Origin of the sequence: Loktanella sp. PT4BL, from assembly GCF_003201935.1 — a bacterium.
Classification (GTDB): domain Bacteria; phylum Pseudomonadota; class Alphaproteobacteria; order Rhodobacterales; family Rhodobacteraceae; genus Yoonia.
The window spans coordinates 289,254-314,316 of the sequence record NZ_QJJL01000003.1 but is presented as its reverse complement, the minus strand read 5'-3'; the positions used below and the strand labels follow the sequence as shown (position 1 = coordinate 314,316).

At 57.6% G+C, this 25,063-nt stretch carries 28 protein-coding genes; 18 read left to right on the top strand and 10 right to left on the bottom strand.

Annotated elements, in window-relative coordinates:
* Nucleotides 1-60: 60 nt before the first annotated feature.
* The 14 genes from C7964_RS11290 to rpmE all read left to right on the top strand — a co-directional run bounded on the left by C7964_RS11290 (nt 61) and on the right by rpmE (nt 7,684).
* Nucleotides 61-420: a hypothetical protein gene (locus C7964_RS11290; RefSeq protein WP_286163910.1), complete on the top strand. Its 360-nt coding sequence runs from the start codon at nt 61-63 to the stop codon at nt 418-420.
* 24 nt (nt 421-444) lie between these two features.
* Nucleotides 445-942 carry a hypothetical protein gene (locus tag C7964_RS11285; protein WP_110279767.1) on the top strand — a complete coding sequence of 166 codons (498 nt, stop codon included), beginning with the start codon at nt 445-447 and terminating at the stop codon, nt 940-942.
* A gap of 154 nt (nt 943-1,096) precedes the next feature.
* Nucleotides 1,097-2,602 carry a signal recognition particle protein gene (gene ffh, locus C7964_RS11280; protein ID WP_110279766.1) on the top strand — a complete coding sequence of 502 codons (1,506 nt, stop codon included), beginning with the start codon at nt 1,097-1,099 and terminating at the stop codon, nt 2,600-2,602.
* Nucleotides 2,603-2,605: 3 nt separating this feature from the next.
* Nucleotides 2,606-3,154, top strand: a complete 549-nt coding sequence (locus tag C7964_RS11275; RefSeq protein ID WP_110279765.1) for a GNAT family N-acetyltransferase — start codon at nt 2,606-2,608, stop codon at nt 3,152-3,154.
* Nucleotides 3,151-3,669, top strand: coding sequence for a GNAT family N-acetyltransferase (locus C7964_RS11270; RefSeq protein ID WP_110279764.1), 519 nt, complete (start codon nt 3,151-3,153; stop codon nt 3,667-3,669). The genes C7964_RS11275 and C7964_RS11270 overlap by 4 nt, the downstream gene beginning before the upstream one ends.
* On the top strand, nt 3,662-3,958 hold the full coding sequence (locus C7964_RS11265; RefSeq protein ID WP_055686444.1) for a chorismate mutase: 297 nt from the start codon (nt 3,662-3,664) through the stop codon (nt 3,956-3,958). Before C7964_RS11270 ends, C7964_RS11265 begins: the two co-directional genes overlap by 8 nt.
* Nucleotides 3,959-4,007: 49 nt before the next feature.
* Nucleotides 4,008-4,421: a 30S ribosomal protein S16 gene (gene rpsP, locus C7964_RS11260; RefSeq protein WP_110279763.1), complete on the top strand. Its 414-nt coding sequence runs from the start codon at nt 4,008-4,010 to the stop codon at nt 4,419-4,421.
* Between the two features lie 62 nt (nt 4,422-4,483).
* Entirely contained in the window at nt 4,484-4,630 is a 147-nt protein-coding gene (locus C7964_RS19975; protein WP_181417162.1) for a hypothetical protein, read from the top strand.
* Nucleotides 4,630-5,148: a ribosome maturation factor RimM gene (rimM, locus tag C7964_RS11255; RefSeq protein ID WP_110279762.1), complete on the top strand. Its 519-nt coding sequence runs from the start codon at nt 4,630-4,632 to the stop codon at nt 5,146-5,148. Before C7964_RS19975 ends, rimM begins: the two co-directional genes overlap by 1 nt.
* The gene (locus C7964_RS11250; RefSeq protein WP_110279761.1) at nt 5,135-5,932 is read left to right on the top strand and encodes a hypothetical protein; all 798 of its coding nucleotides are present in this window, start codon (nt 5,135-5,137) and stop codon (nt 5,930-5,932) included. The genes rimM and C7964_RS11250 overlap by 14 nt, the downstream gene beginning before the upstream one ends.
* Nucleotides 5,929-6,717 (top strand): tRNA (guanosine(37)-N1)-methyltransferase TrmD, encoded by a 789-nt coding sequence (trmD, locus tag C7964_RS11245; protein ID WP_110279760.1) that lies wholly within the window; start codon nt 5,929-5,931, stop codon nt 6,715-6,717. Before C7964_RS11250 ends, trmD begins: the two co-directional genes overlap by 4 nt.
* A gap of 61 nt (nt 6,718-6,778) precedes the next feature.
* Complete coding sequence (locus tag C7964_RS19745) at nt 6,779-6,964, top strand: hypothetical protein (protein WP_146214852.1); 186 nt, start codon at nt 6,779-6,781, stop codon at nt 6,962-6,964.
* Between the two features lie 103 nt (nt 6,965-7,067).
* Nucleotides 7,068-7,451 carry a 50S ribosomal protein L19 gene (gene rplS / locus C7964_RS11240; RefSeq protein WP_055293929.1) on the top strand — a complete coding sequence of 128 codons (384 nt, stop codon included), beginning with the start codon at nt 7,068-7,070 and terminating at the stop codon, nt 7,449-7,451.
* Between the two features lie 11 nt (nt 7,452-7,462).
* Nucleotides 7,463-7,684 carry a 50S ribosomal protein L31 gene (gene rpmE / locus C7964_RS11235; RefSeq protein WP_055293927.1) on the top strand — a complete coding sequence of 74 codons (222 nt, stop codon included), beginning with the start codon at nt 7,463-7,465 and terminating at the stop codon, nt 7,682-7,684.
* A gap of 76 nt (nt 7,685-7,760) precedes the next feature.
* On the opposite strand, the gene C7964_RS11230 is transcribed toward rpmE, so the two are convergent.
* Together C7964_RS11230 and C7964_RS11225 are read right to left on the bottom strand one after the other, a co-directional pair.
* Nucleotides 7,761-8,534, bottom strand: a complete 774-nt coding sequence (locus tag C7964_RS11230) for a GGDEF domain-containing protein (RefSeq protein WP_181417161.1) — start codon at nt 8,532-8,534, stop codon at nt 7,761-7,763.
* A 376-nt stretch (nt 8,535-8,910) separates the two neighbouring features.
* The gene (locus C7964_RS11225) at nt 8,911-10,221 is read right to left on the bottom strand and encodes a DEAD/DEAH box helicase (protein WP_110279758.1); all 1,311 of its coding nucleotides are present in this window, start codon (nt 10,219-10,221) and stop codon (nt 8,911-8,913) included.
* A 367-nt stretch (nt 10,222-10,588) separates the two neighbouring features.
* Between C7964_RS11225 and C7964_RS11220 the strand changes: the two genes are divergently transcribed.
* Nucleotides 10,589-11,398, top strand: coding sequence for a division plane positioning ATPase MipZ (locus C7964_RS11220; RefSeq protein WP_076659373.1), 810 nt, complete (start codon nt 10,589-10,591; stop codon nt 11,396-11,398).
* Between the two features lie 96 nt (nt 11,399-11,494).
* The gene (locus C7964_RS11215) at nt 11,495-13,111 is read left to right on the top strand and encodes an FMN-binding glutamate synthase family protein (RefSeq protein ID WP_110279757.1); all 1,617 of its coding nucleotides are present in this window, start codon (nt 11,495-11,497) and stop codon (nt 13,109-13,111) included.
* Here C7964_RS11215 and C7964_RS11210 read toward each other — a convergent pair.
* From C7964_RS11210 to C7964_RS11180, 7 genes are all read right to left on the bottom strand, one after another.
* Nucleotides 13,104-14,093 carry a DMT family transporter gene (locus C7964_RS11210; protein ID WP_110279756.1) on the bottom strand — a complete coding sequence of 330 codons (990 nt, stop codon included), beginning with the start codon at nt 14,091-14,093 and terminating at the stop codon, nt 13,104-13,106. The two genes, C7964_RS11215 and C7964_RS11210, sit on opposite strands and share 8 nt — an antisense overlap.
* Nucleotides 14,093-15,196, bottom strand: a complete 1,104-nt coding sequence (leuB, locus tag C7964_RS11205; protein ID WP_110279755.1) for a 3-isopropylmalate dehydrogenase — start codon at nt 15,194-15,196, stop codon at nt 14,093-14,095. The genes C7964_RS11210 and leuB overlap by 1 nt, the downstream gene beginning before the upstream one ends.
* Nucleotides 15,197-15,269: 73 nt before the next feature.
* Nucleotides 15,270-16,265 carry an endonuclease/exonuclease/phosphatase family protein gene (locus C7964_RS11200; protein ID WP_181417160.1) on the bottom strand — a complete coding sequence of 332 codons (996 nt, stop codon included), beginning with the start codon at nt 16,263-16,265 and terminating at the stop codon, nt 15,270-15,272.
* 32 nt (nt 16,266-16,297) lie between these two features.
* A complete protein-coding gene (locus C7964_RS11195; protein WP_286163906.1) occupies nt 16,298-17,110 on the bottom strand; it encodes a hypothetical protein in 813 nt (270 codons plus the stop codon).
* A gap of 305 nt (nt 17,111-17,415) precedes the next feature.
* Nucleotides 17,416-18,021 (bottom strand): 3-isopropylmalate dehydratase small subunit, encoded by a 606-nt coding sequence (gene leuD, locus C7964_RS11190; RefSeq protein WP_110279754.1) that lies wholly within the window; start codon nt 18,019-18,021, stop codon nt 17,416-17,418.
* An 86-nt stretch (nt 18,022-18,107) separates the two neighbouring features.
* Nucleotides 18,108-19,511, bottom strand: coding sequence for a 3-isopropylmalate dehydratase large subunit (gene leuC / locus C7964_RS11185; protein WP_110279753.1), 1,404 nt, complete (start codon nt 19,509-19,511; stop codon nt 18,108-18,110).
* Between the two features lie 216 nt (nt 19,512-19,727).
* Nucleotides 19,728-20,690: a calcium-binding protein gene (locus C7964_RS11180; RefSeq protein WP_110279752.1), complete on the bottom strand. Its 963-nt coding sequence runs from the start codon at nt 20,688-20,690 to the stop codon at nt 19,728-19,730.
* Between the two features lie 177 nt (nt 20,691-20,867).
* Between C7964_RS11180 and C7964_RS11175 the strand changes: the two genes are divergently transcribed.
* Nucleotides 20,868-22,238, top strand: coding sequence for a mechanosensitive ion channel family protein (locus C7964_RS11175; protein WP_110279751.1), 1,371 nt, complete (start codon nt 20,868-20,870; stop codon nt 22,236-22,238).
* A gap of 16 nt (nt 22,239-22,254) precedes the next feature.
* Here the strand turns inward: C7964_RS11175 and C7964_RS11170 are convergent, their stop codons facing one another.
* The gene (locus C7964_RS11170; protein ID WP_110279750.1) at nt 22,255-23,436 is read right to left on the bottom strand and encodes a DegT/DnrJ/EryC1/StrS family aminotransferase; all 1,182 of its coding nucleotides are present in this window, start codon (nt 23,434-23,436) and stop codon (nt 22,255-22,257) included.
* Between the two features lie 326 nt (nt 23,437-23,762).
* On the opposite strand from C7964_RS11170, the gene C7964_RS11160 reads away from it, so the two are divergent.
* On the top strand, nt 23,763-25,046 hold the full coding sequence (locus tag C7964_RS11160) for an MFS transporter (protein ID WP_110279748.1): 1,284 nt from the start codon (nt 23,763-23,765) through the stop codon (nt 25,044-25,046).
* Nucleotides 25,047-25,063 lie beyond the last annotated feature (17 nt).

Below are 25,063 nucleotides of genomic sequence, written 5' to 3'. Positions count from 1 at the left end.
GTACAGGAACGAAAATCCGCCGAGGCTGGACATCATATCCGGAGCGCTATGTTGCATCGCATGAATACTGCAAACCGATCCATGATGTTCCTGCGCGCAGCTTTGACGCTGGCCTTTCTCTACTTCGGCCTGCGCAAGCTGGGCAGCTTCAGCACCGATGTTGCAATTTACGAAGCGATCGGCTTTGGCCAGTTTCCCCGCTATATCACCGGCTCCATCGAAGTGGTCGGCGCGGGGCTGCTTTGGTGGCGTGGCTGGGAAGGCATCGCAGGGCTATTGCTACTGGGTACTATGATTGTCGGGCTCAGCGCGCTGCTGATCTGGGTTGGACCGCCCTATTGGCACATGCTGATGCTGATCCTCGGCACCGGAGCGGTCGCGGTCCATTATCGCAATCAGTTCATCGCCTTGATCCGCTAACCGCGCGGACATATCGTCCGCGGCATGAAGATTGTTCACGATACGCCAGAAAAACTGGTGCTGAGTTTCGTGCCATGGGTTTTTGCCACGGTACTCAGTGCCCTGCTGCTTGGCGTGGTCGGGTTTGGATTGAACGCACTCTTTACCGGCGATGTCAGTGCTGCGTTCTGGGGGCTCTTCGCGATCCCTTTGTTCGTGTTGCTGTTCTTGGTCATCTTCGTGCGTCGCGATGACCTGATCCTTGACCGCGACCGCAACCTGCTGGAATTGCGCCACTCGACCTTTCTGGGCCGCACGCGCGTGCGGCACAAGCTTGAGCATCTCCAAGAGGCCAAGTTGCAGAGCAGCCGGAGTGAAAATGCAAACACTTACAGGATCGCGCTCGTTCTCGACGGCGGGATGGATGCAGGCACGCATGCGGTAACCCCGATCTACGCAAGTGGGCGCGGCGCAGAACGTGGTGTGGCCGCAATCAACGCATGGCTTGCCCAAGATGTTGACTCGCATCGGTCACAGGCGTAAACGGCCATCAACTTCCGGATAGCGTCAGCTTTCCGGTCCCCGCAATTAGGGGATCGCCCTCCGTCAGCGCGTCGCGCCCACGGGGGCGCTACTGCTTTATGCTTTGCGTTCTTATATACGTAGGGCAATGACAACGAAACGAGGGCCTTGGCCGATGTTTGAGAACCTATCCGAACGCCTCTCTGGCGTCTTTGACAAGCTCACCAAACAGGGTGCGCTGAGTGATGATGACGTCAAAACAGCGCTGCGCGAAGTGCGCGTGGCCCTGCTCGAGGCGGACGTATCGCTGCCCGTCGCACGTGATTTTATCAAAGCGGTGCAGGACAAGGCCACAGGCCAGGCGGTGACCAAATCCATCACGCCGGGCCAACAGGTTGTTAAAATCGTCCATGATGAGCTGAAACACGTGCTGACCGGCGACGCAGACCCCGGTGCACTGAAAATCGACAACCCGCCTGCGCCCATCCTGATGGTGGGTTTGCAGGGGTCCGGTAAGACCACCACAACAGCGAAACTGGCAAAGCGTTTGAAAGAACGTGAAGGCAAGCGCGTGCTGATGGCCTCGCTTGACACCAATCGCCCGGCAGCGATGGAACAGCTTGCGATCCTAGGCGCGCAGATCGGTGTCGATACGCTGCCGATCGTCAAAGGCGAAGACCCGGTCGCGATTGCCAAGCGTGCCAAGACGCAAGCCAGCCTTGGCGGTTATGACGTTTACATGCTCGACACCGCGGGGCGTCTGCACATTGATCAGGAATTGATCGCACAAGCCGCCGCTGTGCGCGATGTGGCCAACCCGCGCGAAACGCTGCTGGTGGTTGACGGCCTGACCGGTCAGGACGCCGTGAACGTCGCGCAGGAATTCGACGACAAGATCGGCGTGACCGGTGTTGTCCTGACCCGTATGGACGGTGACGGGCGTGGTGGTGCGGCGCTCTCGATGCGCGCCATCACCGGCAAGCCGATCCGTTTTGTCGGCCTTGGCGAAAAGATGGATGCGATCGAAACCTTCGAGCCGGAACGGATCGCGGGCCGCATCCTTGGCATGGGCGATATCGTGGCGCTGGTCGAAAAGGCGCAGGAAACGATTGAGGCCGAACAGGCCGAACGCATGATGAAGCGCTTCCAGAAGGGCCGTTTCAACATGAACGACCTCAAGATGCAGCTTGAGCAGATGATGAAGATGGGCGGCATGGAAGGCATGATGGGCATGATGCCCGGTGCGCAGAAGATGTCGAAACAGATGGCGGCCGCGGGCATGGATGACGGAATCCTGAAACGCCAGATCGCGCTGATCAATTCGATGACCAAGAAAGAGCGCGCCAACCCTGATCTGCTGGCTGCATCACGCAAAAAGCGGATTGCAAAAGGTGCCGGACTTGAAGTGTCCGAGTTGAACAAACTGCTTAAACAACACCGCCAGATGGCCGATATGATGAAGAAGATGGGCAAGGGCGGGATGCTGAAACAGGCCATGAAAGGCATGTTCGGCAAAGGCGGCGGCATGCCCGAAGGTATGCCCGACATGAACGACCCCAAAGCCATGGCGGAAGCCGCCAAAGCGCTGCAAGGCAAAATGCCGCCCGGTGGTCTGCCAGGTCTGGGTGGCGGCGGCATGCAACTGCCCCCCGGCCTTTCTGGTTTCGGGAAAAAGAAATAACCCATGACCCCCGCCCCCACACTCACCACAGCGCGGCTAACGCTGCGCGGCCCCCAGAAACGGGACCTTGCGGCCTTTTCCGCAATGGTCACGAATTCTGTGCGTATGGATGCTGTGGGCGGTCGCGGGACAGCGGATGACGCGTGGCGGGCATTTATCTCGGGGATCGGCCACTGGCACTGGCACGGCTACGGCTTCTTCATGGTCATCGAACGCGCAACTGGCATTGCCGCAGGGCGAGTGGGCGTCATCAACCACATTGATTGGCCACAACCCGAACTGGCCTGGCATATGTTCGACGGGTTCGAAGGGCGCTCATACGCATTCGAGGCGGCATGTGCAGTACGCGAATGGGCGGGCAGCACTTTGGGGCTCGAACCGCTGATTTCGATGATCGCTCCGGCGAACACACGTTCCATCGCGCTGGCAACACGGCTTGGCGCGGTCGAGGAACGCCGCGACACTATAGACGGCGAAAACGTGATTGTTTTCCGCCATCTGCACCATAACGACCGACGCGTGATTGCTCAGGCAGCAGGGGCTATCGCATGATCCCGACATTACAAACAGAACGGCTCACATTGCGCCCTTATCAGCGCGCCGACTTTGAGACCTACGCCGCCTTCATGGGCAGCGAGCAGGCGGTTCATATGGACGGCCCGCTTGACCGGACAACTGCATGGGCATGGTTTACAAATGATGTCGCCACGTGGGCACTGTACGGCTTCGGAACGCTGGCAATCGAGAAGGATGGCACGCTCGCCGGTGGCGTGGGCCTTGTGCATCCGCCGCACTTTCCCGAGCCGGAATGTGGCTGGTTCGTGTTTGACGGATTTACAGGACAAGGGTTAGCCGAAGAAGCAGGCCGTGCCATGCTCAACTATACCTTTGCCACTACCGATCTGGAAACGATCGTCAGCTATATCGGCGAACACAATGCAGCCTCGATCCGCGTGGCAGAGAAACTGGGCGCCAAGCTGGACCCAGAGGCTGCGGCACCCGAGGACGAAGGCACCCTCGTCTACCGCCACTTTCCGCAGTCCCCCCAAGGAGGCTCCAATGACTGACACCGCAACCCGTGCTGCCGAGATCCTCAAGGGGCATCGCGAAAGCATCGACCGGCTTGATGCCATTCTCGTCTATACTTTGGGCGAGCGGTTCAAGCATACGCAGGCTGTCGGGCGGCTCAAAGCCGAACACGACCTGCCCCCATCCGACCCCGCGCGTGAAGAACAACAGATCGCGCGGCTCACCGAGCTTGCAAACCAGGCTGATCTTGATCCTGAGTTTGCCAAGAAATTCCTGAATTTCATTATTCAGGAAGTCATCCAACACCACAAACAACACCAATCGTAAGGTGGATCCTGATCCACCTTACAAGCATCATCTTTAAGGAGACTATCTGATGGCTATGAAAATCCGTTTGGCCCGTGGCGGCTCAAAGAAACGTCCATTCTACGCAATTGTGGCTGCTGACAGCCGCATGCCGCGCGATGGCCGTTTCATCGAAAAGCTTGGCACATATAACCCGATGCTGCCCAAAGACAGCGAAGACCGCGTGAAAATGAACGTCGAGCGCATCAAGTACTGGTTGGGCGAAGGCGCACAGCCGACTGACCGTGTATCGCGCATGCTGGAAGCCGCAGGCGAGTTGCCCAAGAAAGACCGCAATAACCCCAAGAAGGGCACACCGGGCAAAGCCGCTCAGGCGCGCGCCGAAGAAAAAGCCGCCAAGGCCGCCGCTGCGGAAGAAGCAGCAAACGCACCAGCCGAGGAAGCACCTGCAGAAGTGGCAGAAGAAGCCGCAGCAGAAGAGTAAACCTCACATCGTTGCCCCGGTTCTAGCCGGGGCAACACCCCCTCCCCTTTGGGACGACATTCATGTTCCGCTTGTTGCGCACGATCATTCTGGTGATGTTTGCCTTTGTGGCCGGCATGCTGTTTGAACGTGAAGGACGCCAGCAAACCTGCGAAGGTGGCGGCGGGCTATGGATCGAAAATATCTGCGTTGGACCGGAGTTTAACTGATGAGCGATCGTTTGATTGTGGGTTCTATTGGCGGCGCATTTGGCGTTCACGGCGAAGTGCGCCTGAAGTCCTATTGTGCCGATCCGCAAGCGATTGCCGACTACACCCCGCTTTATACAGAAGACGGCCGCAGTTTTGCGCAGGTTGTCCTGACAGGGCAGCTCAAAAACGGGTTTACGGCCCGCATTGATGGCGTTGTCACGAAAGAAGACGCCGATGCCCTGCGCAATGTCGACCTTTACGCGCCACGCGATGTGATGCCTTCACTGCCGGATGACGAATACTATTACGCCGACCTGATGGGGCTGACTGTCGTTGACACAGGCGGCGTCACCTTGGGAACCGTCAAGAACGTCATGGACCATGGCGCGGGCGATCTGCTTGAGATCAATGTACCGGGCCAGTCAGAAACCGTGCTTTTGCCCTTTACCCAAGCGGCTGTGCCAACTGTTGACCTTAGCGCGCGGCGGATCGTGGCAGACCCTCCGGACGGGCTGTTTCCCGATGCAGCCACATAGCCCGCGCCGCGTGATCATTCATGCCGGTTTTCATAAGACCGGCACGAAAACCGTGCAAAATGTACTGAAGGCACATCACCAGCTCTTGGCCCCGCATGTCTGCGTCATCCTGAAATCGGATATTCGAGGACTATGCACAGCGGCGCTTGCCTATTCTCAACGACCCGATACGACACGGCTGCATCACTTCCGCAATGAAGCCGCGCTGTGCTTTGGCGACATGCCTGCAGATGATGCACGCCCGATCCTGATCAGTGCCGAAGACCTCGCTGGCGCGATCCCGGGGCGACGCAAGCGCATCGGCTACCCGCATGCCACGGCGCTTTTGAGCTCGCTAATCGCGCAGATGACACCCGATTGCGCGCCGCATATCTATCTGTCGACCCGTGCGCCTGCGGCATGGCTGAAAAGCTGCTATGCGCATAATCTGCGACATGCCCGCACCCGCCTTTCCCTGGACGCATTCGTCGCAGCGCACACCGGTCCGCGTTTGGACGACATTGCAGCTGAGATCGCGTCAACCCTGGACCCTGTGCCTGTGACAACCGCTGCTCTGGAAGAGACCTCCGGCGCGGCAGAAGGACCGCTGACGCCAATCCTTGATCTACTGGCGTTTCCGGACGCCCTGCGCGCGCGACTTCGGCCAACAACAGTCAGCAACCCGTCTTTGCCGCCGCATATTCTGGACGAGCTTTTAGAACTGAACCGAAACGAAGATGATGGCGCACGTCGCAATGCGGCCAAAAAGCAATTCATCGCTGATTACATGAGGCGTACGCAATGACCAAAGCCCCCCGCTCTGCCGGACGCATCGCTGTGCGGCCAACCTTGCAACCCCGCGAATTGATGACCGACACGCCTGATATAGCTGGGTCGTGGACCGCGCAGATTATCACATTGTTTCCACAAGCCTTCCCCGGCGTGTTGGGCGAGAGCCTGACCGGCAAGGCCTTGCAGGACGGGCTGTGGCAATTGCAGACCTTTGATCTGCGGACCTATGGCATTGGCAAACATCGCAACGTTGATGATACGCCCGCAGGGGGTGGTGCCGGCATGGTGCTGCGCGCCGATGTGCTGGAAAAGGCAATCATGGATGCGCGCGCTGGCACCAAAGGTATCGCGCCTTTGATCTATCTCTCGCCGCGCGGTCGGCGGTTTGATCAGGCCATGGCGCGCGAATGGGCGCGGATGGACGGGGTGACGATGCTTTGCGGGCGCTTTGAAGGCGTCGACGAGCGTGTGTTACAGCATTTCGGTATTCAGGAAGTCAGCCTGGGTGATTTTGTCATGACCGGCGGTGAGATTGCCGCACAGGCGATGATTGATGCAACTGTGCGGCTCTTGCCGGGTGTGCTGGGCAATGCAGACAGTGCTGTCGAGGAAAGCTTTTCATCAGGTCTGCTGGAACATCCGCAGTTCACCAAGCCGGCCGAGTGGCAGGGTCATGCGATCCCGGATGTTCTGCTGTCTGGCAACCACGACAAAATCGCGGAATGGCGGCGCGCGATGGCCGAGAAAATCACCCGTGAACGGCGACCTGATCTCTGGGCGGCCTACCAGAAGAAATAGGGGCGCTGCCCCTCGGCTCCGCCTCACCCCGAAGTTTGAGGGGACATGGAAAGTCAAAGAGGTGTTTGGCATCGCCAATGCGCCAAAACCCCTTGATCCATCAGCCACCCCCGCTTATACGGCAGCATTCCCGGTCAGCGTGCTGATTCCGGGCGTTGGTTTATGGAACCATCTGGAGCATGAGAGCATCTTCGTTGGTGTAGCCCTCACCAGACAGGCCGGACAGCCACAACAAAAGAAAAGATGACGTATCTCTGGCGGGCAGGCAACTGGACCCGATAACGACACAGAGCTCTGGGCCACAAAGAAACATTGCGGAGTACCGCAAGCATTTTAAAGGAGCGTTTCAGATGGACCTGATCGCACAACTCGAAGCGGAACAAGTCGCCGCACTTGGGAAAGACATCCCGGACTTCAAAGCGGGTGACACCATCCGTGTTGGTTACAAAGTGACCGAAGGCACACGCAGCCGTGTGCAGAACTATGAAGGCGTGTGCATCGCCCGCAAGAATGGCAAAGGCATTGCCGGTTCTTTCACAGTGCGCAAGATTTCCTTTGGCGAAGGTGTGGAGCGTGTTTTCCCGCTGCACTCGACCAACATCGACAGCATCACCGTGGTTCGCCGTGGTCGCGTGCGTCGCGCCAAGCTGTACTATCTGCGTTCGCGTCGCGGCAAATCCGCACGTATTGCAGAAGTCACAAACTACAAGGCGCCCAAGGGCGCTGAAGCGTAAGGATCACGACCATGAAAAAAGATACGCATCCCGACTACCACATCATCGACGTCAAAATGACCGATGGAACAGTGGTGCAGATGAAATCCACATGGGGCAAGGAAGGCGATACAATGTCGCTGGATATCGACCCGTCTGTGCACCCTGCATGGAACGGTGGTTCCACACGTCTGATGGACGCCGGTGGCCGTGTGTCCAAGTTCAAGAACAAATACGCCGGTCTGGGCTTCTAAGACAGGCAAGGGTTCTACCCGCATTACAAGACTAAACGCCGCCCCTGGAAAGGGGCGGCGTTCTTCGTTTCATACGTCATGAAAGCGACGTTGACGGCGAGGCAACTGGGAACCCGTGCGGCGTCGCAAGGCTATGATCAGGCACACAAACACGGAAGCAGGCCTTGCCCGCAGATTTTGCCTGATAGACGGCTTTGTCGGCCAGACGCAGGGCATCATGGCGAACCATCGTTCGATCTGATCGTGCAATACCCACTGACGCAGTGACACGCTGGATTGAACCCTGCCCGGGATCAAAGGCCAACCCTTCACTCATCCGCGTGGCGATCCGCTGCAACTTTGCATCATCCGCCTGTCCCAGCACCGCTGCAAATTCCTCACCCCCGATACGTGCGAGTATATCTCCCGGTTCCAGACTGGTACGGAGATGCAGCGCCATCTGTCGCAGGCAACGATCGCCGATGTCATGCCCGAAGGTGTCGTTGATGTCTTTAAAACGGTCAACGTCGATGATCATCATCGCCTGTGTCGGTGAAATCCGTTCGGGTGTGTTGTCCATAAACCAACGGCGGTTGGGCAGCTCCGTCAAGGCATCGCGCGTGGCTTGCAAGTAAAGGCGTTTTTGCAGCGCGTTCAAATGCCCGATCAGCAAGAGTGCAAAGGTGCACATCGGCAGTGCCGTGAAGGTCGCATCACTGAGATTTTCCCAATAGGTTTTCTGCCCGGGTAATCCGTAGACGAAGATGTGGCGAACATGGTTCATCAGACCGGAAATCAGGACAAAAACCAAAAGCTTGACAAGAAAGTCAAACTTGCCAGTTGGCGCTGTCAGTCTGACAAATCGTTCCACCAAGTACCCCGCCAACAACAGATGACGGATGAACATGCACCGTCACAGTACATGAACATATGGTCGAAGTGTTAATTAACTCTTGATGTGTGTTGCGTCGAAAGTCGCCAAATGGCGGAAGACAATGCGCGTTTGGCGCACAGCTGAGCGGTTTGATTGGCCAAATCGTCCCGAATGCATAAGACCGCGGCGTTCTTGAGCGCATGATGCAACGGCGGTCGCAAAGTCACTTGTTGTCGTTTCGCGCCGCCAGGCACTGAAGGCGCAGGAAAGCCAGAATGCCCTTCGCAAGTGTCTTGACCGCGAGGCCGCAACGGCGGCCCCGCAAGCTTCACATAAAATTTGCCTTCAAAATGGAGGCCTTACACAAGAACGGCTAAGCCGCAGATTGACTGCGTGCCCGTCCGCCGCCACCACCGCGACGCCGACCGGCAGGCTTGCCCTGTCCACCCGCAGGCTTGCCTGCAGCACGTGGTGCGCCTGATCGCTGCCCGCCGCCGCCGCCGCGCCGGCCACCACCGCCGCCGCCATTGGGCCGCTTTTTCTGGCCGGGCTGGACTTCCCAAGGACGCCCTGAAGCGACAGGGATCGTGTCCTTCATCGCTTTTTCGATGTCCTGCAATTCAATCATCTCGTCCGGTGCGACCAGTGCAACCGCACTCCCGTCAGCCCCGGCGCGTGCTGTCCGCCCGATCCGGTGAACGTAGTTTTCGGCCACGTTCGGCAGGTCATAATTATAGACAAACCGCACATCGGGAATATCCAGACCACGTGCCGCAACATCCGTGGCGACCAGAACGCGGGTTTTGCCAGCCTTGAACGCATCAAGCGCGCGCTGGCGTTGGCCCTGGGATTTGTTGCCGTGGATAGAGGCGGCCGCAAAGCCCTTTTTCTCAAGCACTTTATAGAGCTTCTCACAGCCATGTTTGGTGCGCCCGAAGACAATCGCCAATTCGTCACGGTGCTTGTCCAGCAGTTCGATCAGCAGATCGGTCTTGGCGGCTTGCGCCACAAAATGGACTGACTGGTTGATCTTCTTCACAGCCTGCCCGGGAGGGTTCACCTGCACGCGCACCGCATCAGTCAGATAAGTGCCTGCCAGCTCGCTCATCAGTTTCGGCATCGTGGCCGAGAACATCATCGTTTGACGTTCTTTTGCCAGCAGTGGTGCAATCCGGCGCAGCGCGTGGATAAAGCCCATATCGAGCATCTGATCGGCCTCATCCAGCACCAGATAGATGGTTTCATCAAGACGCACGGCACGGCGATCCAGCAAGTCGATCAAACGACCGGGCGTTGCGACCAGCAGGTCAACACCGCCGGCCAGACGCTTGGTCTGGGCAACGATACCCGCACCTCCGACCACAAGCGCCACTTTCAGGTGGCTGCCTTTGGTATAGGCTGTCAGGTTGTCGGAAATCTGTTTGGCCAACTCGCGCGTCGGTGCAAGGATCAGACCGCGCGTTGTTTTCGGGTTCGGTTTGACGCCGGCCTTCAAAAGCGCGTGGATCATCGGCAAACCAAAGGCCGCGGTTTTACCGCTGCCGGTCTGCGCCAGACCCATCACATCGCGGCCGTTCATGGCGTGCGGGATGGCTTGGGTTTGAATGGGGGTGGGATCAGTGATCCCTTGTTCTTTGAGTACGTTCACGAGACGGGGCGCGAGGCCCAGCATGTCAAAATCCATGAATGGATATCCTATTTTCTGCGGGCCAGCAGCCCGCGCATATCATTTGGCCCACGGCAAAATGCCATGAACCCGTGCAAGGTTGCGCCAATATGCTGACAGCCAAGACCGCATTGTCCGGGCGCCGATGTGGCGCGGGACCCCTGCGTGATGTGGGAACCTGAAGTTTAAACGACGCCTTGCAAATAGACCTATCAGGTCTCGCTCTGCTCACGCGGCAGCTTGCGTCGGTTGAGCTTCACATGAGGCTTTGCACGCCATCTGTCAAGGGGACGGGAAAATACCGGCCGATGTGTTGCATGTGCTTTCCCTTGCACCACCCACATCATATAGTGGTCCGAGGCAAGAAACGACGGGGAATCGATCAGTGGCGCATATTATCGTGGTCGGCAACGAAAAGGGCGGCGCGGGCAAATCGACTGTTTCGATGCATGTGGCGACGGCTCTTGCGCGGATGGGACATCGTGTTGGCACCCTTGATCTTGACCTGCGCCAGAAAACACTTGGGCGCTATGTGCTGAACCGCCAAACCTATATGGAGCAGCAGGGATTGCACCTGCCCTCGCCCACGTACCATGAACTGCCCGATATTGACCAAAACATCCTCGAGCCTGGCGAAAATGCCTTCGATCACAGGCTCTCGATGGCCGTGGCCAAGATGGAAGCGAACGCCGAATTCATCCTGATTGATTGCCCGGGTTCCCATACACGCCTGAGCCAAGTCGCCCACTCTTTGGCCGATACGCTGATCACACCGCTGAATGACAGCTTTGTGGACTTCGATCTTCTCGCGCATGTCGACAGCGACGGCGAAGAAATCACCTCGCCTTCGGTCTATTCTGAAATGGTCTGGAACGCGCGCCAGTTGCGCAGCCAGGCCGGATTGAAGCCGATCGACTGGGTTGTCGTGCGCAACAGGATGGGTGCGCAGGCCATGGTGAACAAACAAAAGATGGAACGCGTGATCGAGAAGCTGGCCAAGCGGATCGGTTTTCGCACAGCGCCCGGGTTCAATGAGCGTGTCATCTTCCGCGAGCTCTTTCCGCGTGGCATGACACTGCTTGACCTGCGCGATCTTGGCGTGAAGGGGATGAATATCTCCAACGTCGCGGCCCGTCAGGAACTGCGCGATTTGATCAAAGCGCTTGATCTGCCCGGTGTGACGCCAAATTTCTAGGTCAGGAACGGGAAAGTGAGCGCTCACAGCTCAAAACTGCCCTTTTATTAAGCAAATCAGCCGCATAGTGTATCGCTCATATACGGAGGGTTTGCTTTGCAAAAACTGATTTCACTACAGCGCTATAGCACATTTGTCGTTGCCGCCGTTTTGACTCTGATCTGCTTTATCATCGGGTTTTGGGCAACATGGGTTTTCGTTCTGGCCGCTGTCTTTGGCTCCTTCACGCTTTTGGGTGTGCATGACGTCCGCCAAGACCGCCACGCCATTTTGCGCAACTATCCCATCCTTGGACATCTTCGTTTTATCTTCGAAAAGATCCGCCCCGAAATTCGCCAGTATCTGATTGAAAGCGATCAGGACGAGCAACCCTTCAGCCGCGAACAACGCTCGTTGGTCTATCAGCGGGCGAAAGGGGCGGAGGATAAACGCCCGTTCGGGACACAGGAGAAGGTGTACGAGGCGGGTTATTCATGGCTCACGCACTCGGTTGAGCCCACGCACTTCGAAACTACCGATTTCCGCGTCAAGATCGGCGGCCTGGACTGCAAACAGCCCTATAATGCCTCGCTCTACAACATCTCGGCCATGAGCTTTGGGTCCCTCTCTGCCAATGCGATTTCAGCCTTGAACAAAGGGGCCAAGATGGGCGGTTTCGCCCATGATACCGGCGAGGGTGGCATCAGCCGCTATCATCGGGAAGGCGGGGATCTGATTTTTGAGGTCGGCTCGGGTTATTTCGGGTGCCGCAATCATGACGGCACATTCAACCCCGAGAAGTTCGCCCAAATTGCCGCCGACGAACAGGTCAAGATGATCGAGATCAAGCTCAGCCAAGGTGCAAAGCCGGGACACGGGGGCATGTTGCCAGCGGCCAAGATCACGCCCGAGATTGCCGAGGCCCGCGATATCCCCATGGGTGTCGACTGCGTCTCACCGGCAAGTCACAGCGCCTTCAAAGGCCCGATGGGGCTGGTCAAATTTGTGGGCCAGTTGCGTGAACTGTCCGACGGCAAACCCATCGGCTTCAAGCTCTGCATCGGGCACCGGCGCGAATTCATGTGCATCGTCAAAGCCATGCTGGAAACAGGCATCACCCCTGATTTTATTGTGGTTGATGGCACCGAAGGCGGCACGGGTGCCGCACCTTTGGAATTTGCCAACCACGTCGGCATGCCCATGGTTGAGGGGCTCACTTTTGTCCATAATACGCTGCGCGGTGCGGGGATCCGTGACCGCATCAAAATCGGCGCAGCGGGCAAGGTTGTCAGTGCTTTTGACATCGCGCGGGCGCTGTCATTGGGTGCCGATTGGTGCAACTCGGCGCGCGGCTATATGTTTGCGATTGGCTGTATTCAGGCGCAGGCCTGCCATACCAATCACTGCCCCGTGGGTGTGACCACACAGGATCCGATCCGGCAAAGAGCCCTGAACGTGAATGACAAGAGCAAGCGCGTGGCGCGGTTCCATGCAAATACACTGAAAGCCTTGGGCGAGATGGCGGCGGCGGCAGGTCTGGACGATCCTTGCGGCTTCCTGCCTTACCATTTCATGACCCGCAAAGGCGACGGGCAAATGACCGAGGCGGCAGATGTCTATACCTATCTGCGCGAAGGCTTCCTGCTTGATGATGGCACCGATAACCCGATCTACCGCGAACGCTGGGCGCGCGCCAATCCCAACAGCTTTGCCCCGCCAGAGGCGGCTAGGTAGCGCTGTCGTCTTTGTGGTCGTCGGGGCGTGGCGGCGTCTTACCCGCAGCGCGCATAAAGAGCGATACGCGGGGCGTTGTCCCTGTCTCGGAGCGTGACCGCGTGCGCAGCACCGGCGTGTTCTCGGAGTTTCCGCTCCTGCTCTCACGCAGGACGATGTAAAGACCGCTGGCAATGATAATGCCCGCACCTATGGCGGTGGCACGATCAATGCTTTCGTCAAAGAAAAGATAGCCGAAAATAGTGGCCCAGATGATCTGGCTGTATTGCATCGGCGCGATGATGGCAGCCTCACCTGCCTGATAGGCGGAAATGACAAGACGGCTTGCCACCCATGCAAAGGCGGCGATGATCCCCAAGAGGCCAAGGTGCTCAATCGGCATCGGGACATAAACGAAGGGCAACGCGCAGGCCATGACGATGAATGTCACCATCATCGGGTAAAGCAGCATCACAACCGGCCGCTCGTCCGCGCCGATTTTACGTACAACGATCGACGCCAAAGACCCGCCTACCGCAGCCGCCAATGCCGCCAGATGTCCCAAGGACAAATCTGTATCGCCGGGCCGCAGCACAACCAGAACCCCCGCAAGGCCCACCAGAACGGCCAGCCAGCGGCGCAACCTGACGGTTTCACCCAGAACAGGGATCGCAAGCACGGTGATCAACAAAGGGGATGCAAAGAGAATGGCATAGGTTTGTGCCAGCGGCAGAACCGAAAAGGCATAAAAGGCAGATACACCCGTCACCACCGTCGCCACCGTCCGCAGCGCCAGCCACCACGGATGCACCGGCACCAGGGTTCCTGGCGAGGCATCCCGCATCAGCATCACCATCGCGAGCGGGAAGCTTAGCAAAACACTGAAAAAGACGATCTGGATGGGCGAATAAATCCCACCCAGAACCTTTACCACCACATCGTGCGTGGAGAATATGCCAAAGGCAAGCAAAGCAAATAATGCGCCTTTGACATTGGGTGACATCAGAGGCTCGCGTCCAGTGCCGCAAGGATCACGTCACCCATCTGCGTGGTGCTGAGCGGGGTGCCGCCTTCGGGGCCCATCAGGTCCGCTGTGCGTGCGCCATCAGAGAGGACTTTCTCGATCGCGGCTTCCAGACGATCGGCTTCGGCGCCTTCGTCGAAAGAATAGCGCAACGCCATCGCAAAGCTGAGAATACAGGCAATCGGGTTCGCCTTGCCTTGGCCGGTGATATCGGGGGCCGAACCATGCACCGGTTCATACATCGCCTTCGGGCGTCCATTGGCCATCGGCAGCCCCAGCGACGCTGAAGGCAGCATCCCCAATGAACCGGTCAGCATCGCGGCACAATCCGACAGGATATCACCGAAAAGGTTGTCGGTCAGGATCACGTCGAACTGTTTGGGCGCGCGCACCAGCTGCATGGCGCCGTTGTCGGCGTACATGTGGCTCAGTTCGACTTCAGGATAATCAGCGTGAACTTCGGTGACGACATCCCGCCACAGAATACCGCTTTCCATCACATTGGCCTTCTCCATCGAGCAGACCTTCTTGTTACGCTTCATGGCCAGATCAAATGCCGCACGCGCGGCGCGTTCGATCTCTGCCTCGGTATAGCGCTGGGTGTTGATACCCACGCGCATATTGTCTTCGATATGGATGCCGCGCGGTTCGCCAAAATAGACGCCAGAGGTCAGCTCGCGCACGATCATGATATCCAGACCGGAAACGATGTCTTTCTTCAGAGACGAGAAGTCAGCCAGCGCGTCAAAGCACTGGGCAGGACGCAGGTTCGCGAAAAGATCCATTTCCTTGCGCAGGCGCAGCAACCCGCGTTCCGGCTTCACGCTGAAGTCGAGGTTGTCATACTTTGGCCCGCCGACGGCCCCCAGCAGCACTGCATCGACTTCCTGCGCCTTGGCCATCGTGTCGTCGTGCAGCGGTACGCCATGCGCGTCATAGGCGGCGCCGCCGACAAGATCTTCGGAGACGTCAAACGTCAGATCGCGCTTGTCACCGAACCAACCGATGATCCGCTTCACTTCGTCCATAACTTCGGGGCCAATGCCGTCACCGGCGAGGATCAAAAGAGAAGGGTTTGCCATTGTGTTGGTCCTTGCTTGAAATTGTTGCAAATGCCCTATCGCGATGGGGCGTCAGGTTCAAGATACCAAGCCGTTAGCGGCTGATATCGACCCAGACAAACCTGTGTGGACCAGCAGCCAATCCATCCTCGCCAAGAAGGGCGCGCTCAGGATCATCGGGGTCAGGCCAGAAGACGCCCGCATCTACAATCATCCAGTCCTGTGAAGGCAAAACATAGCTGACGCGCAAATCCCCCGGGCCGTCTTCCGGCCAATCAGCTGTTGGCTGATCCGGCAGCGGGTCTTGCAGTGAAACGCGCGCCAGGAAGTCTGCCATAGCCTGTCGATACCCTTCGCCCCCCTTGGGGTCGAGATTGGCATTTCCCGCAATCACAAAACTGTCCGGAACAGGCCCAAAGCCACCCTCCAATACCACTTCCCACAAACGCAGTTCATCGCGGTTGCGTAGCCCGTTCATGTCTTCGGGCCCATCAAAAACCGGCGGGGTCGCATCAAATGCCATCACCGAAATCGGGGGGCCATCCGGTAATGCAACCGGGACAATCCAATGGCCCGTTGATGACAGGCGCAATTGGTTCAGTGCATCGTCGCCAAGAAACGGCACGCCTTCCAATTGGGGCAAAGTGACATCAGGCAGATCTTTCCAAAGGACCCCGGAATAATCAGTCGCCTGCCCAGCCAGGATTGGAAAGCGCGACAGGATCGCCATGCCGCCGTCACCGGCAAACCGGCCATAACCTTGTGCATCCCGCGCCTCACCCAGCCGACCGTTTGCGTTCAGATCGAGACCCGTTGCCATGCCCGCATTTGGCGGCAAGGCAAACATATGCGGATAGGGATCTGCAAACGAAGCCGAAAAAGCCCCAAGTGCGAGACCATCCAGATCATAGTCGAAATCCGTCAAGACCAGAATATCGGGGCTGTTGCGGGCGATGATTTTTTGAACAGCGACGATTTGTGCGGCGTCACCGCTGAGGATGTCACGCAGCAAAAGCCCCGGTCCGTCCCCGCTCAATGGCGCGGCGAAGGTCGCCACGCGGAGCGTCTCGGCTTGGGCCGTGCCGGCCATGCAAAGGCAAACCAAAAGACGTGGCCAGAGACCTAGTGATCGACGGATTTTCCGCGCTGCACTTCGATCATCTGCGCGACGCGGCTGAGAGCCACACCGCGCATCAGAATACTGGCTGGCAGGAATGCCCATGCAGAAACCGTCCAAATCAAGGTCTGCGGGTTATCAAGATTGATCGCCGTACCCATCGCCGCGATCAACTTGAGCACCGCTGGCACCAAGAAGGGCAGCAAGAACCCTAATATAATGTTAATGCGACCATCCCGCTGGAGCCTTTTGACAACATCACCGCCGGCAGTGGGGTCAAAAGTCGGCAGGTTGATCCAGACATTGAAAGCGCCAGTCCGGCGCGGCCAGCGATAAAGCCGCAGCAGGACAATGAACCAGATGACGGAAAACACCGAAATCAGATAGCTCAAGCCTGCTGCATCCCGCAGGTGCTGGATAACGGCAGGATCCGTGCCGTCCGGCATCATGACAACCATCAGGCGCACTGGCGAATAGGGGAAATCAATCGTCGCGCCGATCACGCTTCCGCTGTTCTGAAAATAGGTCGATATCGCACTGGGCGACTCGACGCCTTTGAAGATCATGGCAAGGCAGAAAACGGTCGCAAAAAGCGCAGAGAAGCGAACTCTGTTGAAGGGCGGCGCGTCGCGGAATTCAACAAGACTGGGGCTGCTTGAACTATATTCGACGATGGTGAAAAGCGCGCCAAAGATCGCGACCAGCACAATGATCTGCGTATTATCCGAGCCGCTGCTCGGCACAAGCGCGTAGGGCATGACAACCAATATCACGACCAGAATAGCTCTCACCAATGCTGCGGGCAAACGAGATAACACTGCACTACATCCTCTTTCGGGCTGACGGAAAGGCGCAATATCTCGCCCTGCAGCCCGCAAGCCCCCTCTGCCTATCTATATTCTTTATCCGAATGTGAACAAATCCTCTTTCACGCTTCAACTGATGGACAGGTGAAACGCGGGGCAAACTTCCATTTTGACTGCAAAGTGATGCTGGAATGCCACCACGTCGTGGCAATTCTGTCGCAGGTGCGCCGGCAGTGATGGCCGCGCCGCTACTCAGACCGCGAAATAAGAAAGCCGCCCCCGCAGGAACGGCTTGTCTATTCGGTAGAATCTGAAACCTAGACCCAAGGACGGGTTGTGGCTGCCTCGGCTTCGAAGGCGTCGATTGATGCGGCCTTTTCCATCGTCAAACCGATGTCATCGAGACCATTCATCAGACAATGCTTCTTGAAGCTGTCGACTTCAAAACTGAAGGTCTCGCCATCCGAAGTTGTCACCGTCTGCGCTTCCAGATCAACCTCGATGCGCGCGTTCGATCCCTTTTCGGCATCTTTCATCAATACATCCACCTGCTCTTGCGGCAGAACGATGGGCAGAATGCCGTTCTTGAAGCAGTTGTTGTAGAAGATGTCTGCATAGGACGGCGCGATCACGCAAGTGATGCCAAAGTCGGCAATTGCCCAAGGCGCATGTTCACGCGAAGACCCGCAACCGAAGTTGTCGCCCGCAACAAGGATCTGTGCTTCGCGATACTGCGGTTTATTCAGCACGAAATCGGGGATTTCGTTGCGGTCGTCGTCATAGCGCATTTCATCAAAGAGGTTCACGCCAAGACCAGAACGCTTGATCGTTTTCAGGAACTGCTTGGGGATGATCATATCGGTGTCGATATTGACCAAAGGCATGGGTGCTGCAATGCCGCTGAGTTTTGTAAATTTCTGCATCTTTTTTTCCTTTCGGGCTGCTCATCAGTCCCTACGGGGCCTTCTTCGCGAAGAAAGCCCCCGAAAGGGGCTGATGAGCGCGCCGCTTACATCAGTTCCCGCACATCGGTCAGTTTACCGGTAATAGCCGCTGCCGCCGCCATCGCCGGTGACATCAGGTGCGTGCGTCCGCCGCGCCCTTGCCGTCCCTCGAAGTTGCGGTTTGACGTGGCCGCACAGCGTTCACCCGGCGCAAGCTGGTCAGGGTTCATCGCCAGACACATCGAGCACCCAGCAAGACGCCATTCAAAGCCAGCTTCTTTGAAGATATCCGCCAGCCCTTCCTCTTCAGCTTGCGCGCGCACAAGGCCAGAGCCTGGCACAACCATCGCACGTTTCACGGCGATCTTCTTGCCTTTCAGGATTTCCGCGGCGGCGCGCAAATCTTCGATCCGGCCGTTCGTACAGGAGCCGATAAAGACAGTGTCAATTGCGATGTCCTTCAACGGCGTGCCCGGCTTGAGGTCCATGTAATCGAGAGAGCGCTGTGCCGCACCGACTTTGCCACCTCTGAAATCTTCCGCCGCAGGCACATTTGCCGTGATCGGCAGCACATCCTCGGGCGAGGTGCCCCATGTCACCACAGGGGCAATATCTTCGCCTTTCAGCGTGACAACCTTGTCGAAATGCGCGCCTTCATCTGTGTAAAGTGTGCGCCAATAGGCCTCGGCAGCCTCCCATGCGGCACCTTTCGGCGCATGCGGGCGGCCTTTGCAATATGCAAAGGTCTTCTCGTCAGGCGCAATCAGACCTGCGCGCGCGCCACCCTCGATCGCCATGTTACAGACCGTCATACGGCCTTCCATCGACAGATCACGGATCGCCTCGCCGCAGTATTCGATCACATAGCCGGTGCCGCCTGCGGTGCCGGTGGCCCCGATCACGGACAGGGTAATGTCCTTGGCTGTTACACCGGGGCGCAGCTTGCCGGTGATCTCGACCTTCATGTTCTTGGATTTCTTCTGGATCAGCGTCTGTGTGGCCAGCACATGCTCCACTTCCGATGTTCCGATCCCGTGTGCCAGCGCACCAAAGGCCCCATGTGTCGCCGTATGGCTGTCACCGCAGACCACCGTCATGCCAGGCAAGGTCCAGCCCTGCTCGGGGCCCACGATATGCACGATGCCCTGGCGCACGTCAGAGACGGGGTAATAGTGGATCCCAAAGTCCTTGGCATTGGTATCAAGGGCGGCGACCTGAATGGCGCTGTCCTCGGTCATGTTCTTGGGGTCATCGCGGCCCGGCGTTGTCGGCACGTTGTGGTCCGGCACGGCGATTGTCTTTTCGGGTGCGCGTACCTTGCGGCCCGCCATACGCAGCCCCTCAAAGGCTTGCGGACTGGTCACTTCGTGCACCAGATGGCGGTCAATATAAAGCAGGCAGGTGCCGTCTTCGGCTTCGTGGGCTACATGCGCATCCCAGATTTTATCATAGAGCGTTTTGGGGGACATTGTCCTCTCCCGTATCAAAATGTCAGTGGTCGTCAGGCGTGCGGAAACAGGCGGGCGCTACCCGCGTGCAAGGATCGTGCTGCGCGCACCAAAGAACCGCCAAGGCAGGCGTGCGCGATCATCCATGTCAAAAACCTTTTTCATGAAGGATCAGATACACGCGCCAAGTCCAGCTCGCAAGAGGGGGACTTGGCGAAGCGCATGGCAAACAAGAGGTCAGGCCGGTACGACAGGTCGCGCAGCGATAACGTCATTGAGAAGCCCTACCGGGTCGTCAAGATCAGCCTCTTCCGTCAGGACAACCTCGATATTGGCGGACCCGAGCTGTGCAATTGTTGCCCCTTGTACGAAGGCACTCGACGCTTCAGAGGACACCGGAATATCGCCGGGACCCACAAAAACCGCGTCAATGCGCACGCCCGATATGCCATCCACTGTTGTTTCAGTGAGTGTGACATCGACATCAGGCGGTGTGCCGCCATCGGCGACGTAATCAATGGTCAGCGTGAGCGTATCCCGCTCCGGATCAAAGTCTGTGATCGTTGCCTCGGTCAACTGCGCATCAGAGACGTTGGCCATGACATAGAAGTCGTCATTCAAACCACCCCCTGCTTCCATCGTCGCATCACCGGTCATCAGGATCAGCTCATCATCATCGGCATTGCCGCGTACCTCGCCACCTTCACCCCAGATAAAGATCGTATCATCCCCATCATCGCCACGAATGAACTCCGGATCTCTTTCAGGGTTCGCCCCTGTCGTACCTTGCCCGCCAAAAATCAGATCGTTCCCGTCGCCACCGGCAATAAAGTCCGCATCGGCTCCACCGTCGATTTCATCATCATCAGCGCCCCCGAAAATGCGATCATATCCGTCGCCGCCAGACAGTGTATCCGCCCCCGGACTGCCCAGAATATTGTCGTCACCAGCACCGCCATCGACAATGTCAGCGCCCTCACCAGGGCGAATTTCATCGTCACCGCCGTTGCCGTTGATCGTGTCATCACCAAGAAACCCGCGGATCAGGTCATTACCTTCGGTGCCTTCCAGTTGATCGTTCTCGAATGTTCCGTCGATCTGCGACTGGTCGTCCGTCCCTTCATCATCGTCGTCACCACCAAAAAGCGGAACAAGCAGGGCACCGCCCGCAAGCAACAGAAGCAGAAAACCAATTTCCATCGAAGAATTCTTTCACCAAATCAAAAATCTATCAAAACACTAACGTCACAGAAGCGGTGTCGCAAGAATGTAAACACTTCAAAAACGGCAACAAAGGCGTCCTCCAGGGATCGGCCACTTGCCCGTATCGCCACCACATGCGACGCTATCCGTCAGGACCAATAGATCAGGATCAATATGGCCCAGCACACCAGCACACCGACCACACCAAGCGCGAGCGAACCCTTCGAGGCGCCGCTCCAAGAGGTCATCACGATCAGCACTGATCTGTTCACGCAGGCGCAGGTCTTTGTGGAAAGCATGTTCCGGACGTGGAATCTCTATCAGATCCTGATTGCTTTGGCCGTGTTCGCAGCTGCGCATCTGTTGCGCACCATTCTGGGGCCACGCATTCGGGCCTGGATGGGTTCACGCGAAAACTGGCCGAAGTGGCGCATGCGGATTCTGGTCGTCGTACACCAACGGCTGCGCGCGATTTTCTTTGTTTCGCTGATCTGGTTCGTCGTCTTTGCCATGCGCGAGATCACATGGCCCAGCCGGAGCTATCTTCTGAGCGTGATAGGCACCCTGGCGCTGGCATGGCTGTTGATCGTCTTTGCAACGCGCCTGATCAAAAGTCCGCTGCTGCGCAGATTTGTCCGCTACGGCGCCTGGACATGGGCAACCCTGCAGATCCTGGGCCTGTTGGACGTGGCCGAACGGTTGCTGGACAGCATCGGGTTCACGATCGGGGATATCCGTTTCTCGCTTCTCTTGCTGGTGCAGGGTCTTGTCATCCTTGGCGGTCTGATCGCACTGGCGCGGTTCTTTACGACGACGACCGCCAGCCGGATCAAGGCCAATGAGGACATCAGCCCCTCGATGCAGGTGCTGATCGTCAAGGGCGTACAGATTGCCTTTTATGGCGCAGCTTTCTTTGTGGGTGTCCGCGCCCTCGGGATCGATCTGACAGGTCTTGCGGTGCTGTCCGGTGCAATCGGTGTCGGCCTTGGTTTTGGTTTGCAAAAGGTTGTCTCGAACCTTGTGTCGGGCGTCATCATCCTGCTGGATAAGTCCATCAAACCCGGCGATGTTATCAGCCTTGGTGACACCTTCGGCTGGATCAATTCACTGGGTGCGCGCTATGTGTCTGTGGTCACGCGCGATGGCCGCGAGTACCTGATCCCGAACGAGGACCTGATCACCGGACAGGTGGTGAACTGGTCCCACTCCAACGATTTTGTGCGGCTGGATATCCATTTTGGCACAGCGTATCACGACAACCCCCACGAGGTACGCCGCATCGCGATTGAGGCCGCACAAAGCGTGGAACGTGTTCTGAAAAACCGCCCCGCAGTCTGCCATATCGTGGGGTTTGGCGACAGCTCGGTCGACTATATACTGCGCTTCTGGATCAGGGACCCGACGGGCGGTCTGACAAACATCCGCGGCAACGTCTATCTGGCGCTCTGGGATGCCTTTGCAGAACACGGCATCAGCATCCCGTTCCCGCAGCGCGAGGTGAAGCTGCTCGAAAGCGAACAGGTGAATGTGCGGATGGGCGACTAGCTCGCCCGATCTGCGGTCAGGCCGCAGCCTTATCCATCACGTCACGCACCGCGGAAATCAGGACGTCAGCAATGATGTCACATTCCTTCAACGTCAGCCGCGCGGGCAAACGCACGTCGCAGGCCCGCATTAGCATGGCCCGGGTCTGCGGAAGATCACCCGTATGATCAAGAAACTCCCAGTTCCAGAAAGCGCGGGCGTTATCGGCTGACTGACCGAAAATCTGCACTTTCAGCCCATTCGCCGCACATGCCGCAGCGAAGGCTGCGCAGTCTGCCTCGGCCATCTGGGCAAGGTTGAACTGGATCGAGTCTGGCGCACGGCGCTCTCCCTCCAGCGGCGCAGGCACGTCGAACCAAGGACAGTCGTTCAGACGCGCCGCCACATGGTCATGATTGCGCAGCCCGTCGCGGACGCGACGTGGCAGTTCTTCCAGTTGCGGGCGAATGATCGCGGCAGAGAGGTTGGACAGGCGCAGATTGTAAAGCGGCAGCTTGTTCTGCCATTTCTGCATAATGTCATGGGGCACCACATGTTTCATCCACGTGTGCTCATATGCCCCCGACATGATGATGGCGCGCGCAACGCTGTCAGCATCATCGGAGACCAATATCCCGCCTTCACCCGCATTCACCATCTTGTAGCTTTGAAAACTGAAACAGCCGATCCTGCCAATGGTGCCGATCTTGCGGCCCTTCCAGGTGGTCCCGAGCGAATGGGCGGCGTCTTCGATGACAGGCACATCGCGGGCTGCACAATGTGCCATGATGGCGTCCATGTCCGAAGTATGGCCCCGCATATGCGAGATGATGACGGCGTCCACCGCTTCGAGTTTCGCTTCAAAATCGGCAAGGTTGATCCGGTAATCCGCACCGCATTCAGCAAGTACAGGCACGCAATCCGCGTGAACCACAGCAGACGGCACCGCAGCAAAGGTAAAGGCGGGGATCAGGACCCGCGCACCCTTTGGCAGATCAAGCGCCTTGAGCGACAGGAATAGTGCCGCAGAACAGCTCGAGACAGCCAAAGTGTATTTCGTCCCCATCATCGTCGCGAATTCCTGCTCCAGAAGAGAGACAGGCGCGTTTTGCGGGGCGGTATAGCGGAACAGGTCACCGGAATTGAGCAGGCGCTGCACCTCATCAAATGCAGCCTTCGGGATCGGTTCCGCGGAATAGACGTCTGGGCACTGCTTCATAAGGATTCCTCTTTTGCTCCTATCACTGGTCAATCTTTATAACAGAACAATGACACATGAACCCAAGACGTGGCCGCTCTTGCTGAGATAGCGGCACATCTTGCGCGAAGTGAAGCTGCTGAAAAGCGAACAGGTGAACATGCGGTTCGGGGATGGAATGGCATAACGCAGGTTTACGAAAGAAGCGGACAGGCGATCCATTCTGACCGCGGTGCCGCCGGTCTGTGCAGCGGTGGCAACCTCCGAAAGCGACAACGGGTCGTAATTGGCAATGCACGCCAAGAGAGCCTGTGCACACTGGCGTCAACATCGCTTGAGCAATAACTATGCACGAACGTCGCATTCCAGAGTGGCTACGCCATGCCCCGGCACCCAGTGTGCGCGGATTTGCCGTTCTGGCAGGTACAGAAGCTATTGCCAGAGGTATCTTGATCTCGGTTTTCCCGCTGGTGATGTATGGTGCCCTTCAGGACGCTGCGGTCGTCTCGGAGGTCTATTTTGCAATCGGGTTGGTGTCTCTCATTGTGGGATTGTTGATCCCATATCTCATAAATTTCATTCCCAGACGTTGGATCTATACCATCGGGACCTTGATGTTTTCCGCAGGCGCTCTGCTGGCAACGTTTCAGTCCCCGCATACCGTGATTGCCGGCCTTGCGTTAACGACGGTTGCGACCGTAACGACGTTTGTCTGCTTCAATGCCTATGTCTTGGATTATGTGGCCAAAGTGGAACTTGGCCAGCTGGAGACATCACGTCTTCTCTATAGCGGATTGGGTTGGACAGTTGGCCCAGCGTTTGGCGTATATCTCTACAAGTGGTGGGCATTCGCACCTTTTGGCATTGCTGCTGTGGCCGCAATCGTGATGCTGTTGACGTTCCTCGCCATGCGCCTTGGAAACGGAAAACTCATCACAAAGCGCACGCGCCCTCCGGCCAATCCGTTTGCGTTCTTTAACCGCTTTTTTGCGCAACCACGCTTGATTACCGGCTGGCTTTTTGCGGTCATCCGGTCCTGCGGTTGGTGGGTCTACGTTGTATACCTGCCGATTTATGCCGTCCAAAACGGGTTGAGCGAACAGTTGGGCGGGGTAGCCCTTTCGATCTCGAATGCAGCGCTTTTTCTTGCCCCCCTGATGCTGCGCTTTATGAAAAGCAAATCGGTCCGAACGGCTGTGAGGACGGGTTTTGCGATGTCTGCGCTCTTGTTCGTGATGGCAGGGCTGCCCCATGGCATCCCGCTATTTGCAGTCGTTTGCCTGATGGCGGGATCGTTCTTTCTGATACTCTTGGATGTTTCTGCTGGCCTGCCGTTCCTGCTTGCAGTCAAGCCATCCGAACGTACCGAGATGTCGGCAGTCTATTCCAGCTTTCGCGACGTGTCCGGAATTGTGACCCCAGGCGTTGCCTGGCTTGTCCTGCTTGTCGCCCCGATTTCGGGGGTCTTCGTGGCGGGTGGCGCAGGATTGTTCTTCGCCTGGGGATTGGCAAGCAAGCTTCATCCAAGGCTAGGCCACGCCAGGATCGTTATCGAAGGCACGTCCCGCGTGCCAGACACAGCTGACAATCCGGTCAGCCCGCAAAGTGAAATGGCTGTCGGACGGGCATAAAAAAGCCGCGCAGCGAT

Excerpts from the sequence above, each read along its gene's own strand:
- C7964_RS11250 (WP_110279761.1), top strand. The coding sequence starts at position 5,135 with ATGCAGCCACATAGCCCGCGCCGCGTGATCATTCATGCCGGTTTTCAT.
- C7964_RS11290 (WP_286163910.1), top strand. The coding sequence starts at position 61 with ATGAATACTGCAAACCGATCCATGATGTTCCTGCGCGCAGCTTTGACG.
- ffh (WP_110279766.1), top strand. The coding sequence starts at position 1,097 with ATGTTTGAGAACCTATCCGAACGCCTCTCTGGCGTCTTTGACAAGCTC.
- C7964_RS11160 (WP_110279748.1), top strand. The coding sequence starts at position 23,763 with ATGCACGAACGTCGCATTCCAGAGTGGCTACGCCATGCCCCGGCACCC.
- rimM (WP_110279762.1), top strand. The coding sequence starts at position 4,630 with ATGAGCGATCGTTTGATTGTGGGTTCTATTGGCGGCGCATTTGGCGTT.
- leuB (WP_110279755.1), bottom strand. The coding sequence starts at position 15,196 with ATGGCAAACCCTTCTCTTTTGATCCTCGCCGGTGACGGCATTGGCCCC.
- rplS (WP_055293929.1), top strand. The coding sequence starts at position 7,068 with ATGGACCTGATCGCACAACTCGAAGCGGAACAAGTCGCCGCACTTGGG.
- C7964_RS11180 (WP_110279752.1), bottom strand. The coding sequence starts at position 20,690 with ATGGAAATTGGTTTTCTGCTTCTGTTGCTTGCGGGCGGTGCCCTGCTT.
- leuD (WP_110279754.1), bottom strand. The coding sequence starts at position 18,021 with ATGCAGAAATTTACAAAACTCAGCGGCATTGCAGCACCCATGCCTTTG.
- trmD (WP_110279760.1), top strand. The coding sequence starts at position 5,929 with ATGACCAAAGCCCCCCGCTCTGCCGGACGCATCGCTGTGCGGCCAACC.
- C7964_RS11270 (WP_110279764.1), top strand. The coding sequence starts at position 3,151 with ATGATCCCGACATTACAAACAGAACGGCTCACATTGCGCCCTTATCAG.
- C7964_RS11175 (WP_110279751.1), top strand. The coding sequence starts at position 20,868 with ATGGCCCAGCACACCAGCACACCGACCACACCAAGCGCGAGCGAACCC.
- C7964_RS11275 (WP_110279765.1), top strand. The coding sequence starts at position 2,606 with ATGACCCCCGCCCCCACACTCACCACAGCGCGGCTAACGCTGCGCGGC.
- rpsP (WP_110279763.1), top strand. The coding sequence starts at position 4,008 with ATGGCTATGAAAATCCGTTTGGCCCGTGGCGGCTCAAAGAAACGTCCA.
- C7964_RS19975 (WP_181417162.1), top strand. The coding sequence starts at position 4,484 with ATGTTCCGCTTGTTGCGCACGATCATTCTGGTGATGTTTGCCTTTGTG.
- C7964_RS11285 (WP_110279767.1), top strand. The coding sequence starts at position 445 with ATGAAGATTGTTCACGATACGCCAGAAAAACTGGTGCTGAGTTTCGTG.
- rpmE (WP_055293927.1), top strand. The coding sequence starts at position 7,463 with ATGAAAAAAGATACGCATCCCGACTACCACATCATCGACGTCAAAATG.
- C7964_RS11170 (WP_110279750.1), bottom strand. The coding sequence starts at position 23,436 with ATGAAGCAGTGCCCAGACGTCTATTCCGCGGAACCGATCCCGAAGGCT.
- C7964_RS11210 (WP_110279756.1), bottom strand. The coding sequence starts at position 14,093 with ATGTCACCCAATGTCAAAGGCGCATTATTTGCTTTGCTTGCCTTTGGC.
- C7964_RS11200 (WP_181417160.1), bottom strand. The coding sequence starts at position 16,265 with ATGGCCGGCACGGCCCAAGCCGAGACGCTCCGCGTGGCGACCTTCGCC.
- leuC (WP_110279753.1), bottom strand. The coding sequence starts at position 19,511 with ATGTCCCCCAAAACGCTCTATGATAAAATCTGGGATGCGCATGTAGCC.
- C7964_RS11265 (WP_055686444.1), top strand. The coding sequence starts at position 3,662 with ATGACTGACACCGCAACCCGTGCTGCCGAGATCCTCAAGGGGCATCGC.
- C7964_RS11225 (WP_110279758.1), bottom strand. The coding sequence starts at position 10,221 with ATGGATTTTGACATGCTGGGCCTCGCGCCCCGTCTCGTGAACGTACTC.